The 14,933-nt window shown below is 70.7% G+C and carries 10 protein-coding genes and 1 riboswitch; of the genes, 7 read left to right on the top strand and 3 right to left on the bottom strand.

Features of this window, described 5'->3' with window-relative positions; all coding sequences use genetic code 11:
- Positions 1 to 83 precede the first annotated feature (83 nt).
- Entirely contained in the window at positions 84 to 314 is a 231-nt protein-coding gene (locus ACFP2V_RS21930; protein ID WP_381215041.1) for a DUF7455 domain-containing protein, read from the bottom strand.
- A 443-nt stretch (positions 315 to 757) separates the two neighbouring features.
- Between ACFP2V_RS21930 and ACFP2V_RS21925 the strand changes: the two genes are divergently transcribed.
- From ACFP2V_RS21925 to ACFP2V_RS21915, 3 genes are all read left to right on the top strand, one after another.
- Complete coding sequence (locus ACFP2V_RS21925) at positions 758 to 2,881, top strand: DNA gyrase/topoisomerase IV subunit B (RefSeq protein ID WP_381215038.1); 2,124 nt, start codon at positions 758 to 760, stop codon at positions 2,879 to 2,881.
- Between the two features lie 102 nt (positions 2,882 to 2,983).
- Complete coding sequence (locus tag ACFP2V_RS21920) at positions 2,984 to 3,616, top strand: DUF485 domain-containing protein (RefSeq protein ID WP_381215035.1); 633 nt, start codon at positions 2,984 to 2,986, stop codon at positions 3,614 to 3,616.
- Positions 3,613 to 5,205: a solute symporter family protein gene (locus ACFP2V_RS21915; protein WP_381215033.1), complete on the top strand. Its 1,593-nt coding sequence runs from the start codon at positions 3,613 to 3,615 to the stop codon at positions 5,203 to 5,205. Before ACFP2V_RS21920 ends, ACFP2V_RS21915 begins: the two co-directional genes overlap by 4 nt.
- 377 nt (positions 5,206 to 5,582) lie before the next feature.
- On the opposite strand, the gene ACFP2V_RS21910 is transcribed toward ACFP2V_RS21915, so the two are convergent.
- Positions 5,583 to 6,521, bottom strand: a complete 939-nt coding sequence (locus ACFP2V_RS21910; protein WP_381215030.1) for a sucrase ferredoxin — start codon at positions 6,519 to 6,521, stop codon at positions 5,583 to 5,585.
- Positions 6,522 to 6,927: 406 nt separating this feature from the next.
- Here ACFP2V_RS21910 and ACFP2V_RS21905 point away from each other — a divergent pair, with 406 nt between their 5' ends.
- Entirely contained in the window at positions 6,928 to 8,022 is a 1,095-nt protein-coding gene (locus ACFP2V_RS21905; RefSeq protein WP_381215026.1) for a CobW family GTP-binding protein, read from the top strand.
- Here the strand turns inward: ACFP2V_RS21905 and ACFP2V_RS21900 are convergent.
- Positions 8,019 to 10,475 (bottom strand): DNA gyrase/topoisomerase IV subunit A, encoded by a 2,457-nt coding sequence (locus ACFP2V_RS21900; RefSeq protein ID WP_381215024.1) that lies wholly within the window; start codon positions 10,473 to 10,475, stop codon positions 8,019 to 8,021. The two genes, ACFP2V_RS21905 and ACFP2V_RS21900, sit on opposite strands and share 4 nt — an antisense overlap.
- 417 nt (positions 10,476 to 10,892) lie before the next feature.
- On the opposite strand from ACFP2V_RS21900, the gene ACFP2V_RS21895 reads away from it, so the two are divergent.
- The 3 genes from ACFP2V_RS21895 (at position 10,893) to ACFP2V_RS21885 (ending at position 14,865) form a co-directional block, all read left to right on the top strand.
- Positions 10,893 to 12,287, top strand: a complete 1,395-nt coding sequence (locus tag ACFP2V_RS21895) for a M16 family metallopeptidase (protein WP_381215021.1) — start codon at positions 10,893 to 10,895, stop codon at positions 12,285 to 12,287.
- On the top strand, positions 12,284 to 13,672 hold the full coding sequence (locus tag ACFP2V_RS21890) for a M16 family metallopeptidase (RefSeq protein ID WP_381215018.1): 1,389 nt from the start codon (positions 12,284 to 12,286) through the stop codon (positions 13,670 to 13,672). The genes ACFP2V_RS21895 and ACFP2V_RS21890 overlap by 4 nt, the downstream gene beginning before the upstream one ends.
- 244 nt (positions 13,673 to 13,916) lie before the next feature.
- Positions 13,917 to 14,079: riboswitch (cyclic di-AMP (ydaO/yuaA leader) on the top strand.
- A 12-nt stretch (positions 14,080 to 14,091) separates the two neighbouring features.
- Positions 14,092 to 14,865, top strand: a complete 774-nt coding sequence (locus tag ACFP2V_RS21885) for a M23 family metallopeptidase (RefSeq protein ID WP_381215016.1) — start codon at positions 14,092 to 14,094, stop codon at positions 14,863 to 14,865.
- Positions 14,866 to 14,933: the final 68 nt, after the last annotated feature.

Below are 14,933 nucleotides of genomic sequence, written 5' to 3'. Positions count from 1 at the left end.
CGCAGTGGAGGCAACCGCCTCTCCCGCCGGCCTGTGCCGGTCTGGCTCGTCGTCGTGCGCGAGATGTCAGCGTGTCCCCGTGATCAGCGCTCTTCCTCGGCGGCAGGGGCCGACGGGGAGGTCAGCCGCTGAGTCTCGTCCTGTATCTCGGCGGCGATCTTCTTGAGTTCCGGCTCGAACTTGCGGCCGTGGTGGGCGCAGAAGAGCAGTTCTCCGCCGCTCAGCAGGACGACGCGCAGATATGCCTGGGCGCCGCAGCGGTCGCAGCGGTCGGCGGCCGTCATGGGGCTCGCGGGGGTCAGAACAGTAGTCACGTCGCCTCTTCTCTAGCTCGACGAGCTGTCGTACCAGGGTCAACATCCAACCAGCCCCAAAACGTTCCCGCTCGTGGCTTCTTCTCGAAAAAATCTTTCCGAGGCGGCTGGGTGTTGCCGGTTGGCGGCGAATGTGCCGTATCACGTGTCTGTGTCGTCGTACGGATTCGCGTCGGATCGGTGGTGGTCGGCCCTCCCGGCTGGTTGCCGGTTGTTCTTGAGGACGTGCCCGGAGCCTAAATGGTTCATGCCTGGAAGGGAACGTGATGTGTGCTTCACTCCATCGAGGGATCGAACAGACATGCGACTCTCGACTAGTCTAGGTTTCAGGCGAGGGTGGCGTGACAACGGCTCTACCAGGCCTCGGTACTCTCTCACCGGTGACAAGTGACGCGCCCTTACCCATGAGGGCCCCATCTGAAATTCAGCGAGGAGCGAACCGCGTGACCGCCGAGACGTCCGTGCCGTCCACAGCGCTGCTGGCAGGAGCAGACCGGGACGGTTCCAACTACACCGCGCGGCACCTGCTCGTCCTCGAGGGGCTCGAGGCCGTGCGGAAGCGCCCCGGGATGTACATCGGATCAACCGACAGCCGCGGTCTGATGCACTGCCTCTGGGAGATCATCGACAACTCGGTAGACGAGGCCCTCGGGGGCCACTGCGACCACATCGATGTGATCCTCCACGACGACGGCTCGGTGGAGGTCCGGGACAACGGCCGCGGTATCCCGGTCGACGTGGAGCCCAAGACCGGCCTCTCCGGTGTCGAGGTCGTCATGACCAAGCTGCACGCCGGCGGCAAGTTCGGCGGTGGTTCGTACGCCGCCTCCGGCGGACTGCACGGCGTCGGCGCGTCCGTCGTCAACGCGCTCTCCGCGCGGCTGGACGTCGAGGTGGACCGCGGTGGGCACACCCACGCGATCAGCTTCCGCCGCGGCGTCCCCGGCGCCTTCGCCGCCCTGGGTCCCGACGCGAAGTTCGAGGCCGGAAGCGGACTGCGCAGGGCCAAGAAGATCCCGAAGACCCGCAGCGGCACGCGTGTGCGCTACTGGGCCGACCGCCAGATCTTCCTCAAGGACGCCAAGCCGTCCCTGGAGAACCTGCACCAGCGCGCCCGCCAGACCGCGTTCCTGGTGCCCGGACTGACCATCGTCGTCCGTGACGAGCTCGGGCTCGGCGACGGTGGCAGCAAGGGCGAGGAGTCCTTCCGCTTCGACGGCGGCATCAGCGAGTTCTGCGAGTTCCTGGCCACCGACAAGGCCGTCTGCGACACCCTCCGCTTCACGGGGCAGGGCACCTTCAAGGAGACGGTCCCGGTCCTGGACGAGTACGGACAGATGACACCCACCGAGGTGACCCGCGAGCTCGGCGTCGACGTCGCGATGCGCTGGGGGACCGGCTACGACACGACGCTCCGGTCGTTCGTCAACATCATCGCCACCCCCAAGGGGGGCACCCATGTCGCCGGCTTCGAGCAGGCCGTCGCCAAGACGGTGAACGAGGTGCTGCGCACGAAGAAGATGCTGCGCGTGGCCGAGGACGACGTGGTCAAGGACGACGCCCTGGAGGGCCTCACGGCGGTCGTCACCGTCCGCCTGGCCGAGCCGCAGTTCGAGGGCCAGACCAAGGAGGTCCTCGGCACCTCGGCGGCCCGCCGCATCGTCAACACCGTGATCTCCCGGGAACTCAAGGCCTTCCTGACCTCCACCAAGCGCGACGCCGCCCAGCAGGCCCGTGTGGTCCTGGAGAAGGCGGTCGCCGCGGCCCGGACCCGCATCGCCGCCCGTCAGCACAAGGACGCTCAGCGCCGCAAGACGGCCCTGGAGTCCTCCTCGCTGCCCGCCAAGCTGGCCGACTGCCGCAGCGACGACGTCGAGCGCAGCGAGCTGTTCATCGTCGAGGGGGACTCCGCACTCGGTACGGCGAAGCTCGCGCGGAACTCAGAGTTCCAGGCGCTGCTGCCGATCCGGGGCAAGATCCTCAACGTTCAGAAGTCGTCCGTGACGGACATGCTGAAGAACGCGGAGTGCGGGGCGATCATCCAGGTCATAGGGGCCGGGTCCGGACGGACGTTCGATATTGATGCGGCTCGCTACGGCAAGATCATCATGATGACCGACGCCGATGTGGACGGCTCCCACATCCGCACCCTGCTCCTGACGCTGTTCCACCGCTACATGCGGCCCATGGTCGAGTCCGGCCGGGTGTTCGCCGCGGTGCCGCCGCTGCACCGTATCGAGCTCGTCCAGCCCAAGAAGGGGCAGGACAAGTACGTGTACACGTACTCGGACCGTGAGCTGCGCGACAAGCTGATGGAGTTCCAGACCGGGAACATCCGCTACAAGGACTCGATCCAGCGCTACAAGGGCCTCGGCGAGATGGACGCCGACCAGCTGGCCGAGACGACCATGGACCCGCGCCACCGCACCCTGCGCCGGATCAACCTCACCGATCTGGAGGCCGCCGAGCAGGTCTTCGATCTGCTCATGGGCAACGACGTCGCTCCGCGCAAGGAGTTCATCTCCAGCTCGGCGGCGACACTGGACCGGTCGCGCATCGACGCGTGACCGCCGTGTGATCGACGCGTAGGGGGCCCCGCGGTCACCTGATGGAGTGAAGCAGAACGGGAAGAAGAGCCGGGGATCTTCCCGTTCTGTCCATCCTTGGGCATGCAGCAAAGCGATGGCCGCCCCCACCCGGGCGGAGGCGGTCCCGAGAGTCCCGCCGGATATGCCGAAAGACGCTCCGCACCTCCCGGGGAAAGCTCTCCCGGACAGCTCGTCGGCGGCCATGTCCCGCCCCCCGGCGGACCGTCCGGCGTCGTGAGCTACGACGACCCCTGGTACGACGCCCTGGCCTCGGGCTGGGGCGAGGGCACAGGCAAGGGCACCGGAGCACCCACGGCGGTGCGGACACCGCCGGCGCAGGCCGCGGTCGTACCGGCCGCGCGCGGGCGGGAAGGCGCCGTGGCAGTGGCAGACGTGTACCTCCAGGTCCAGCGCAGCGCCGCCTTCCAGGAAGTGCGCAGCCGCTACCGGAGGTTCGTGGTCCCGGCGGTCGTCGTCTTCTGCGCCTGGTACGTGGCGTACGTCGTGACCGCCACCACCGCGCCGGACCTGATGGCGCAGCCAGTGGCCGGCGCCGTGAACGTGGGGATGCTCGCCGGGCTCGGTCAGTTCCTGACCACGTTCCTGCTCACCTGGGCCTACGCACGGCACGCGCGACTGCGCAGGGACCGGGCGGCGCTGGAACTGCGCTGGGACACACAGGAGTTGGCGCGCGGCCGGGACGGTGCCTCATGACGGTCGATCACCAGGCACTGGCACTGCTGCTGTTCAGCGCGTTCGTCGCGGTCACTCTGGGGATCACCACCTGGGTGAGCCGCCGACGGCAGGGCTCGGCCGAGGAGTTCTACGCCGGCGGCCGGCTCTTCTCGCCGATGGAGAATGGTTTTGCCATCGCGGGCGACTACATGTCCGCCGCCTCCTTCCTCGGCATCTCCGGACTGATCGCCCTCTTCGGCTACGACGGGATGCTGTACTCGGTGGGCTTCCTGGTGGCCTGGCTCGTGGTGCTGCTCCTGGTCGCGGAACTGGTGCGCAACTGCGGCCGGTTCACCCTCGCCGACGTGGTGGCGGCCCGGATGCGGGAGCGGCCCGTCCGCATCGCCGCGGGAACGTCGTCGGTCACCGTGTCCGTGCTGTACCTGGTGGCGCAGATGGTGGGTGCGGGCAGCCTGGTCGCGCTGCTGCTCGGCGGCCGGAGCGAGGCGGCGCAGGCCTGGACCGTCGTCGGCGTCGGGGCGCTCATGGTGATCTACGTGTCGATGGGAGGGATGCGGGCCACCACCTGGATCCAGATCGTCAAGGCGGTCCTGTTGCTCGGCGGCACCATCGCGCTGACCGTCCTCGTCCTGCTGCGGTTCCACGGCGACTTCAACCGGCTGCTGCTCACGGCTGCCGAGCGCAGCGGTCACGGGGAGGCGTTCCTGGCCCCCGGACTCGCCTACGGCGGGGACTGGACGTCCCGGTTCGACTTCATGAGCCTGGGGCTCGCGCTGGTGCTGGGCACGGCCGGACTGCCGCACATCCTGTCCCGCTTCTACACCGTCCCGACCGCGCGGGCGGCCCGGCGCTCGGTCGTCTGGTCGATCGGGCTCATCGGCGGGTTCTACCTGATGACGATCGTGCTCGGGTTCGGTGCCGCCGCCGTCGTCGGACCGGATGCCGTGCGCGGGTCCAACGCGGCCGGGAACACGGCGGTTCCGCTGCTGGCGCTCGACCTCGGCGGCGGCGCCGGCTCCACCGGTGGAACGGTGCTGTTCGCGATCGTCGCCGCGGTCGCCTTCGCCACGATCCTCGCCGTCGTCGCCGGGATCACGCTCGCCTCGTCGGCGTCCGTCGCCCACGACCTGTACGCGTCCCTGCGGCGCCGCGGTGGAAAGCCGCGCAGCGAGGTGGCCGTGGCCCGGGTGGCCGCGCTCGGTATCGGCGTGCTGGCGATCGCGCTCGGCCTGCTGGCCCGGGATCTCAATGTCGCCTTCCTCGTCGGGCTGGCCTTCGCCGTGGCCGCCTCCGCCAACCTGCCCGTGCTGCTCTACTCCCTGTTCTGGCGCGGATTCACCACCAGGGGCGCCGTGTGGGCCGTCTACGGCGGGCTGATCCCGGCCATGGTGCTGGTCATGCTGTCCCCGGTGGTCTCCGGCAACCCGAAATCCCTGCTCCCCGGTGTCGACTTCCACCTCTTCCCGCTCCAGAACCCCGGCCTGGTCTCCATCCCGCTCGGCTTCCTCGCCGGCTGGCTCGGCACGGTCACCTCGGCAGAGGTCCCCGACGAGGCCAAGCACGCGGAGGCCGAGGTGCGGTCGCTGACGGGCGCGGGGGCCGTGTGACTCGGGTCGTGTGACTCGGGTCGTGTGGCGTGGGCCGTGCGACGACGTTCAGGTGCGGGCCGCCGACACGTAACGGTGTTCCGGTCGGCCCGCGTCGCCGTACTTCAGGGTCGTCGCCGTACTTCAGGGTCAGTGTGGCCCGGCCCGTGCGCTCCGGAAGCTTCGGGCAGTGCGGGGCGCTCTGGCGGCTCACCCCCGTGCGCTCGGCGCTCCCCTGGACGACCGCGAGCCCCGTCCGGTCGGGCGGACAGTGGTCCAGGAGCATCGGATCCAGCCCGGAGCAGCGTCTTTGGCGGGCCGAGTGCCCCGGCCGTGCCGTGTGCCGCCTCGCACACGCGAGGAGGAGCCGGTGCCCGCGAGGGATCGCGCGCGGCCGGTCAGCTCGCGAGCGCCGCCATGGTCACCTCGCGGATCGCCACCACGTCCATCCGCGCGGGCGAGCCCAGCACCGACCCGCAGCTTTCCGCGCGGGGCGGCAGGGACGACCCCTGGGCCACCTCCACCCGCCAGCGGCGCCCGTCGGTGTGCGCGACGAGCACCTCCCAGCGCGGGGCCGCGCCGTCCGTCCGTACGACGGTCAGCGCCTCGGCGGCGTACTCGCCCACCGAGGTGCGCACGGCCAGCTCGGCCGCCTGGCCGGGGCGCTCCCAGGCGGAGCTCCCGCGGCACCCCTCCACAACGATCCGGCCCTCCTGCGCGCCGTGCAGCGCCTCCTGGACGGTATGTGCCTCGGCCCTGCCGTACGCGTAGCCGTGGGGCAGCACGAGCACCGTGGGCGAGAAGCGGTGTCCGCCCAGGTGAGTGACCTCCCAGACGCCCTCGACGCCGGAGGCGGCGAGCTCGGCCGCCAGGGGCCGGCCGAGGAGCGCGCAGCAGCGGTCGCGCCTGCCGTTGGTGCAGACGAGGGCGAGCGGGTCGCCCTCGTACGGCCGCCCGCCGAGTGCCGTGGCGAAGGAGCCGCTGTGTCCCCTGCCGAGGGCGGCGAAGTCGAGGCCGAGCAGGGACTCCGGGTCCGTGGTCGTGGCGGCGTGCAGCCATGTGCTGCCGGGCACGGTGTGGGCCGCGTACACCTGGCGGGTGACGGGCGTCCGGCGGTCCGCGTGACGTCCGGGGCGCCTGATGAGGGCGATACGCACCCCGGTGCCCGACGCGGCGGCTTCCAGGGCGCGGCCCAGCGCCGGGTCGAGGTGGCTCGACGTGAGCGCCTTGGGGCCCCATGGACCGGGCTGTTCCAGCAGGAGCCAGGTCCTCGCGGTGGCCGCTGTTCCCGTGATGGGCTCGTCGAGCTCGCGGGAGGCGGTTGAGCACGTACTCACAGAGGTGAGCCTAACCTGAGTTGCTCCTGAGTGCCGAGCGGCATGCCCGTGGTGTGATCCGCCGTAAGCGACCCCAAACGTTCCTGATCATCGATTCCCCCAGGCAGCCCTCCGCCGGTCGTCGGGGCGCGGATCGACGGTGGAGGACCGGCGAGCGGTGGGCGGCGCTTGCCGCCTTCCAGGGTGCCGAGCGGCTCTGCTCGACGGGAAGGCGGAGAGGCGGCGCACGGAGGGAAGCGAGGGTCGCACAATCCGGCGCCTTGTCCAACGTCTGCCCCGCGCATGCTGCTGACAATCGTTCACTTCGCCATGGTTCTCACCGCTCGTATCCTGGGGAGTCGGTCAATTCCCGGACGTACGCCGAGGCGTGAGCCGGGGTACGCGTAGGTGTGAGAGGGGTCGCGCGGTGGAGTGGAGCAGCGGTCGGCAGATTCCGGTCGTCGTCCTGGCCGGATTCCTCGGATCCGGGAAGACCACCCTGCTCAACCACCTCCTTCATCACAGCGGCGGCAGCCGTATCGGGGCCGTCGTCAACGACTTCGGTGCCATCGAGATCGACGCCATGGCCGTGGCCGGAGCGCTCGGCGACTCGACCGTCTCGCTCGGCAACGGGTGCCTGTGCTGTGCCGTCGACGGCAGTGAGCTGGACGTGTATCTCGAGCGGCTGGCGCGGCCGTCCGCCGGGATCGACGTCATCCTCATCGAGGCCAGCGGTCTCGCCGAGCCGCAGGAACTCGTGCGGATGGTGCTCGCCAGCGAACATCCCCGGATCGTGTACGGCGGGCTCGTCGAGGTCGTGGACGCCGCCGAGTTCGGGGAGATCCGGGCCAGGCACCCCGGGATCGACCGGCACCTCGGCCTCGCCGATCTGGTCGTCGTGAACAAGCTCGACCGGGTGGCGGACGAGGACGGTGTGCTCGACGTCGTGCGGTCGCTCGTCGACCGGGCCGCCGTCGTTCCCGCCACGCACGGCCGCGTCGATCCGACGTTCCTCTTCGACCGCAGGCCCGGTGAGGAGCGCGTCGGGCAGCTCTCCTTCGACGACCTGCACCGGCACGGCCCCGACGCGGACGAGCACGCCGGGCATCTGCACGCCCGGTACGACAGCCTGTCCTTCGCCTCCGCCGTGCCGCTCGATCCTCGGCGGCTCATCCGGTTCCTCGACAGCCGCCCGGAAGGGCTCTACCGGATCAAGGGATACGTCGACTTCGGGCCCTACGACACCGGGAACCGGTACGCCGTGCATGCCGTCGGGCGGTTCCTGCGGTTCTACCCGGAGCCCTGGCCGGCCGGTGCGGAGCGGCTCACGCAGCTGGTGCTCATCGGGACCGGCATCGACACCGCCGCCCTCCGCAAGGAGCTGGAGGGGGCCTGCGCCGACGGCGTCCCCGGCGCCCCACACGCCGACGAGCAGGGCATGTGGGGCGTGCTGCGGTACGTACAGGAGCCCGACGACCCGGGCCGGGAGGATCCGCCGGGCCGGGAGGACCAGCAGGGTTAGATCGGCCCCGCCACCACCGCCACCGTCTTCGGCAGGGACACTCCCGAGCCGTCGCGGCGCGGGTCGGGTTCCGGCAGGTCGACCGGCGTCCCGTTCTTCTGGGAGGCGCGGGCCGGGGTGGGGCCGGCCCAGGCCAGGGACAGGCAGTCCTCGCCTTTGAGGAACCGCTGGCAGCGCACCCCGCCGGTGGCCCGGCCCTTGCGCGGGAACTGGTCGAAGGGGGTCAGCTTGGCCGTCGTCTGGACGGATTCGTCCAGCGTGCCGCGCGAGCCGGCGACCGTGAACACCACCGCGTCCGCCCCCGGATCGACCGCCGTGAAGATGATGACCTTCGCGCCCTCGGTGAGCTTGATGCCCGCCATGCCGCCGGCGGGACGCCCCTGCGGACGGACCTGCGAGGCCTGATAGCGCAGCAGTTGCGCGTCGTCGGTGATGAAGACCAGGTCCTCCTCGCCCGTGCGCAGCTCGACGGCACCGACGATCCGGTCGCCCTCCCTGAGGGTGATGACCTCCAGCTCCTCCTTGTTGGAGGGATAGTCGGGCACCACCCGCTTGACGACGCCCTGTTCCGTGCCGAGAGCGAGGCCCGGCGACGACTCGTCGAGCGTCGTCAGGCAGATCACCCGCTCACCCTCCTCCAGGGGGACGAACTCCGAAACCGGCGCCCCGCCCGAGAGGTTCGGGGTCGGCATCGACTCCGGCAGCTGCGGGAGGTCGACGACGTTCACCCGCAGCAGACGTCCCGTCGAGGTGACCACGCCCACCTCGCCCCGGGCGGTGGCCGGCACCGCCGAGAGGATCATGTCGTGCTTGACCCGCTTGGCGTGCGCGCCCTTGGGGAACGGCTTCGCGTCCGCCGTACGGGCGAGCAGGCCCGTGTCGGACAGCAGCACCCGGCACGGGTCGTCCGCTACCTGAAGCGGCACGGCGACGACCGGGGTGGCGGACGCGTCCAGCAGGACCGTACGGCGGTCGTTACCGAACTTCTTGGCCACCGCTGCCAGTTCGGACGAGACCAGCTTGCGCAGCTCCGCGTCCGACTCCAGGATGCGGGTCAGCTCCTCGATCTCCGTGTTCAGCCGCTCCTGCTCCGCCTCCAGTTCGATGCGGTCGAACCTGGTGAGGCGGCGCAGGGGGGTGTCCAGGATGTACTGGGTCTGGATCTCGCTCAGCGAGAACTGCTCCATCAGACGCTGCTTCGCCTGCGCGGAGTTGTCACTGGAGCGGATCAGACGGATGACCTCGTCGATGTCCAGCAGCGCCGTGAGCAGGCCCTCGACCAGGTGCAGACGGTCGCGCCGCTTGCCGCGGCGGAACTCCGAGCGGCGGCGGACCACGTTGAAGCGGTGGTCGAGATAGACCTCCAGCAGCTCCTTGAGGCCCAGGGTGAGCGGCTGGCCGTCCACCAGGGCCACGTTGTTGATGCCGAAGGACTCCTCCATGGGCGTCAGCTTGTAGAGCTGCTCCAGGACCGCCTCCGGCACGAAGCCGTTCTTGATCTCGACGACCAGACGCAGACCGTGGGCGCGGTCGGTGAGGTCCTTGACGTCGGCGATGCCCAGGAGCTTCTTCGAACCGACCAGATCCTTGATCTTGGCGATCACCTTCTCCGGGCCCACCGTGAACGGCAGCTCGGTGATGACCAGGCCCTTGCGGCGGGCGGTCACCTCCTCCACGGTGACCGTCGCGCGGATCTTGAAGGTTCCGCGGCCCTTCTCGTACGCGTCCCGGATGCCCGGGAGGCCGACGATCCTGCCGCCGGTGGGCAGGTCGGGGCCCGGCACATGGCGCATCAGGGCGTCGAGGTCCGCGTTCGGATACCGGATCAGGTGGCGGGCGGCCGCGATCACCTCGCGGAGGTTGTGCGGCGGCATGTTGGTGGCCATGCCGACCGCGATGCCCGACGCACCGTTCACCAGGAGGTTCGGGAACGCGGCGGGCAGGGTCGTCGGCTCCTGCTCCTGGCCGTCGTAGTTGGGCGCGAAGTCGACCGTGTCCTCGTCGATGGACTCGGTCATCAGGCTCGTGGCCTCGGTCATCCGGCTCTCGGTGTACCGCATGGCCGCCGGCGGGTCGTCGTTGCCCAGGGAGCCGAAGTTGCCGTGGCCGTCGACCAGGGGGACCCGCATCGAGAAGGGCTGCGCCATGCGCACCAGGGCGTCGTAGATCGACGCGTCGCCATGGGGGTGCAGCTTGCCCATGACCTCGCCGACCACGCGCGCGCACTTCACATAGCCGCGGTCGGGGCGCAGGCCCATCTCGTTCATCTGGTAGACGATGCGGCGGTGCACCGGCTTCATGCCGTCGCGCGCGTCCGGCAGGGCGCGGGAGTAGATGACCGAGTACGCGTACTCGAGGAAGGAGCCCTGCATCTCGTCGACGACGTCGATGTCGAGGATCCGCTCCTCGTACGAGTCGTCGGGCGGCGGGGTCTTCGTGCTGCGGCGGGCCATCGCTGCCGGCTCCTTGCTGAAGCGTGGGACGGGATCTGACGCGGACCATTGTGGACCGCCGCACCGACAACCGGGACCATGACCCCCGCCGCCGCCCTCCGTCGGGGGCCGGGGCGCGGGGTGCCGGCAGGCTACGCGCACCTCCCGCCAGCGTCTCCGGCGGGGCGGGCCGGCACCGGGTGCGCACCTTGTACGCCCCGTGATTCCGTACGCCCCGTGATTCCGTACGTACCGTGGTCCCGTACGCCCCACGAACCCCGTGCGTACCGTGCCGTCCCATCCGTACCCGCGGTTCTCGCTCTCGGCGTACCCGGTCCCGTCCGGGAACTTCGCCAGTGTTCCGCACGCTTGCATACAGTGGCAGGACCGGCACAAACGGCGGATGCGACGACCGCCTCCGCGATCGAAGGGACGTACATGCCCATGGGTCACACGGCCACCGCCCAGGCAGGCACCGGCGGCCTGACAGCGACCGAGCACCGGCTGTCCAACGGCCTGCGCGTGGTGCTCTCCGAGGACCATCTGACCCCCGTCGCGGCGGTGTGCCTCTGGTACGACGTCGGTTCGCGTCACGAAGTCAAGGGCCGCACCGGCCTGGCTCACCTTTTCGAGCACCTCATGTTCCAGGGGTCCGGGCAGGTGAAGGGCAACGGTCACTTCGAACTGGTCCAGGGCGCCGGAGGCTCGCTCAACGGCACCACCAGCTTCGAGCGGACCAACTACTTCGAGACCATGCCGACCCACCAGTTGGAACTCGCCCTCTGGCTCGAGGCCGACCGCATGGGCTCCCTGCTGGCCGCCCTGGACGAGGAGTCCATGGAGAACCAGCGGGACGTCGTCAAGAACGAGCGCCGCCAGCGCTACGACAACGTCCCCTACGGCACGGCTTTCGAGAAGCTGACCGCCCTCTCCTACCCGGCGGGCCACCCGTACCACCACACGCCCATCGGCTCGATGGCGGACCTGGACGCGGCCACCCTGGAGGACGCCCGCGCCTTCTTCCGCACGTACTACGCGCCGAACAACGCCGTGCTCTCCGTCGTCGGTGACATCGACCCGGAGCAGACGCTCGCCTGGATCGAGAAGTACTTCGGCTCCATCCCGTCCCACGACGGCAAGCCCGCGCCCCGCGACGGCTCGCTGCCCGAGATCATCGGTGAGGAGTTGCGTGAGCTCGTCGAGGAGGAGGTCCCCGCGCGTGCGCTGATGGCCGCCTACCGGCTGCCCGAGGACGGCACGCGCGCGAGCGACGCGGCGGACCTGGCGCTCACCGTCCTCGGCGGCGGTGAGTCCTCGCGGCTCTACAACCGGCTGGTGCGACGGGACCGTACGGCCGTGGCAGCCGGATTCGGCCTGCTGCGGCTGACCGGGGCGCCCTCCCTGGGCTGGCTGGACGTGAAGGCGTCCGGTGACGTGGAGGTACCCGTCATCGAGGCCGCGATCGACGAGGAGCTCGCCCGGTTCGCCGAGGAGGGCCCCACGGCCGAGGAGATGGAGCGCGCCCAGGCGCAGCTGGAGCGCGAGTGGCTGGACCGGCTCAGCACCGTCGCCGGCCGGGCCGACGAGCTGTGCCGGTACGCCGTCCTGTTCGGCGACCCGCAGCTCGCCCTCACCGCCGTCGGGCGCATCCTCGACGTGACCGCCGAGGACGTCCGGGAGGTCGCCAAGGCCCGCCTGCGTCCCGACAACCGCGCGGTGCTCGTCTACGAGCCCGTTGCCCCCGGGGCCGGGGAGTCCGAAGAAGCCGCAGCCGCCGGCACCGAAGAAGCCGCGGCCGCCGGCACCGACGAGAACGAGGAGGCGGCGAAGTGACCGAGCTCGCCACGATGGACTTCCACCCCCAGCCGCAGGCGGGCGAGGCCCGGCCCTGGGCCTTCCCGGCCCCCGAGCGCACCGCCCTCGGCAACGGTCTGACGGTGCTGCGCTGCCACCGCCCCGGCCAGCAGATCGTCGCCGTCGAGGTGCTGCTCGACGCGCCCCTGGAGGCCGAGCCGGCCGGGCTCGACGGTGTTGCCACGATCACCGCGCGGGCATTCTCCGAGGGCACCGACAAGCATTCCGCCGAGGAGTTCGCCGCCGAACTGGAGCGCTGCGGCGCCACCCTGGACGCCTACGCGGACCACCCCGGCATCCGCCTGAGCCTCGAGGTGCCGGCCTCACGGCTCGCCAAGGGGCTCGGGCTGCTCGCCGACGCCCTCAGGGCACCCGCGTTCGCCGACAGCGAGATCGAGCGTCTCGTCCGCAACCGCCTCGACGAGATCCCGCACGAGCTGGCCAACCCGTCCCGCCGCGCGGCCAAGGAACTCTCCAAGGAGCTGTTCCCGGCGACGTCGCGCATGTCCCGCCCGCGCCAGGGCACCGAGGAGACCGTCGCCGGCATCGACTCGACGGCCGTACGCGCCTTCCACGAGAAGCACGTCCGCCCCGCGACCGCCACCGCGGTGGTCGTCGGCGACCTCACCGGCACCGACCTGGACGAGTTGCTCGGCGACACCCTCGGTGCCTGGACCGGATCGTCCGCCCAGCCGCGGCCCGTTCCGCCGGTGGTCGCCGACGACTCCGGCCGGGTCGTGATCGTGGACCGCCCCGGCGCCGTGCAGACGCAGCTGCTCATCGGCCGTGTCGGAGCGGACCGGCACGACCGTGTGTGGGCCGCGCAGGTGCTCGGCGCCTACTGCCTCGGCGGCACCCTCACCTCCCGGCTGGACCGCGTCCTGCGCGAGGAGAAGGGCTACACCTACGGCGTACGGTCGTTCGCCCAGGTTCTGAGGTCCGCCCCGGACGGCACCGGCGCGTCGCTGCTCGCCATCAGCGGATCCGTCGACACCCCGAACACCGGCCCCGCCCTGCAGGACCTGTGGACGGTGCTGCGCACCCTCGCCGCCGAGGGCCTCACCGACGCCGAGCGCGACGTCGCCGTGCAGAACCTGGTGGGTGTGGCGCCGCTCAAGTACGAGACCGCCGCAGCCGTCGCCGGCACCCTGGCCGACCAGGTGGAGCAGCACCTGCCCGACGACTACCAGGCCGAGCTGTACCGGCGGCTCGCCGCCACCGGCACCGTGGAGGCGACCGCGGCGGTGGTGAACGCCTTCCCGGTGGACCGTCTCGTGACCGTCCTGGTCGGTGACGCGGCGAAGATCAAGGAGCCCGTCGAGGCGCTCGGCATCGGCGAAGTCACCGTCGTGGCCGCCGAGTAGGCGGCCCGTCAAAGGCCGGGAAACCACTGAGAGGCAGTCGGCGGTCCCCCGGCGAAGCGCACACGCGCGTGACCCTGGTGACGGGAACGTCACCAGGGTCCACTTATGCCCGAATTGGAACGGGAGATACCCGTCTGCCCTGTGGGATGCGCTACAAAAGCCGGGATTCGTTTGGGAATTGAAACACGCCCCGCTTAGCGTCATGCGGTCTGTTCGTCGGGCAGTGCGCCGCACCCGCGGCACCGGACAGTCATCGCCGAGTCCCCGTACGGCGCGAGCCAGGGGAGCCGGGGACCCAACCGTCCCTGAGGTGAATCGGACGCCCGCGCGTGCCGCGAGGGGGCCCGTAGGAGACCTTCCTGCTCCGAACCTGTCAGCTAACCCGGTAGGCGAGAGGGAAGGAAAGGACCACCCTGTACATGGCGTTCACCCGCGCCCCCGGGAAGCACCGTCGTCCCAGCCGTGTGCACCGCGGCACCGCCAGGGCGGCGGGCGTCGCGGCCCTCACCACCACCGGTGTCATCGGCTCCCTCACGGCTCCGGCGCTCGCCGCCGAATCCGCTGCGGAACAGACCGGCCTCACCCCCGTGATCACCCTGGGCGACGAGGCCGCCGCCCAGGTCGACGCCCAGGCGGCCGCCCAGCACGAGGCCGCACGCGAGGCGGCCCAGGCCGCCGCCCGCGAAGCCGCCGAAGAAGCCGCGCGGGAGAGGGCGGCCGACGAGGCCGAGAGGGCACGCGAAGCCGAGGAGCGCGCCGCGCGGGAGGCCGAGCGCAAGCGCCTCACCACCTTGGTGTCCCCGATCGCGGGCTCCTACGTCTCGACCGGTTACCTGTCCGGCGGCGCCGTCTGGTCCTCTGGCAGCCACACCGGTGTCGACTTCCACGCCGCAAGCGGCACCCCCGTGCTCTCGGTCGGCATGGGCACCGTCGTCGAGGCCGGCTGGGGCGGCGCCTACGGCAACCAGGTCGTGATCAAGATGCACGACGGCACGTACACCCAGTACGGCCACCTGTCGTCCGTCGGTGTCTCGGTGGGCCGGCAGGTCACCCCGGGGCAGCAGATCGGTGTCTCCGGCGCCACCGGCAACGTCACCGGCGCGCATCTGCACTTCGAGGTCCGCACCACCGCCGAGTACGGCTCCGACATCGACCCCGTCGCGTACCTCCGCGCGCACGGCGCGAACCTCTGACCGGGCACGTGCCCCCTGGCCTCCGTGTGCACCTCGGTGTCCGCGTGATTTCCTGACGCCCCAGGAGT

This window comes from Streptomyces incanus (assembly GCF_042656345.1).
Classification (GTDB): domain Bacteria; phylum Actinomycetota; class Actinomycetes; order Streptomycetales; family Streptomycetaceae; genus Streptomyces; species Streptomyces incanus.
Note: the sequence above shows the minus strand (reverse complement) of the source record. Positions and strands in the feature narration are given on the sequence as shown.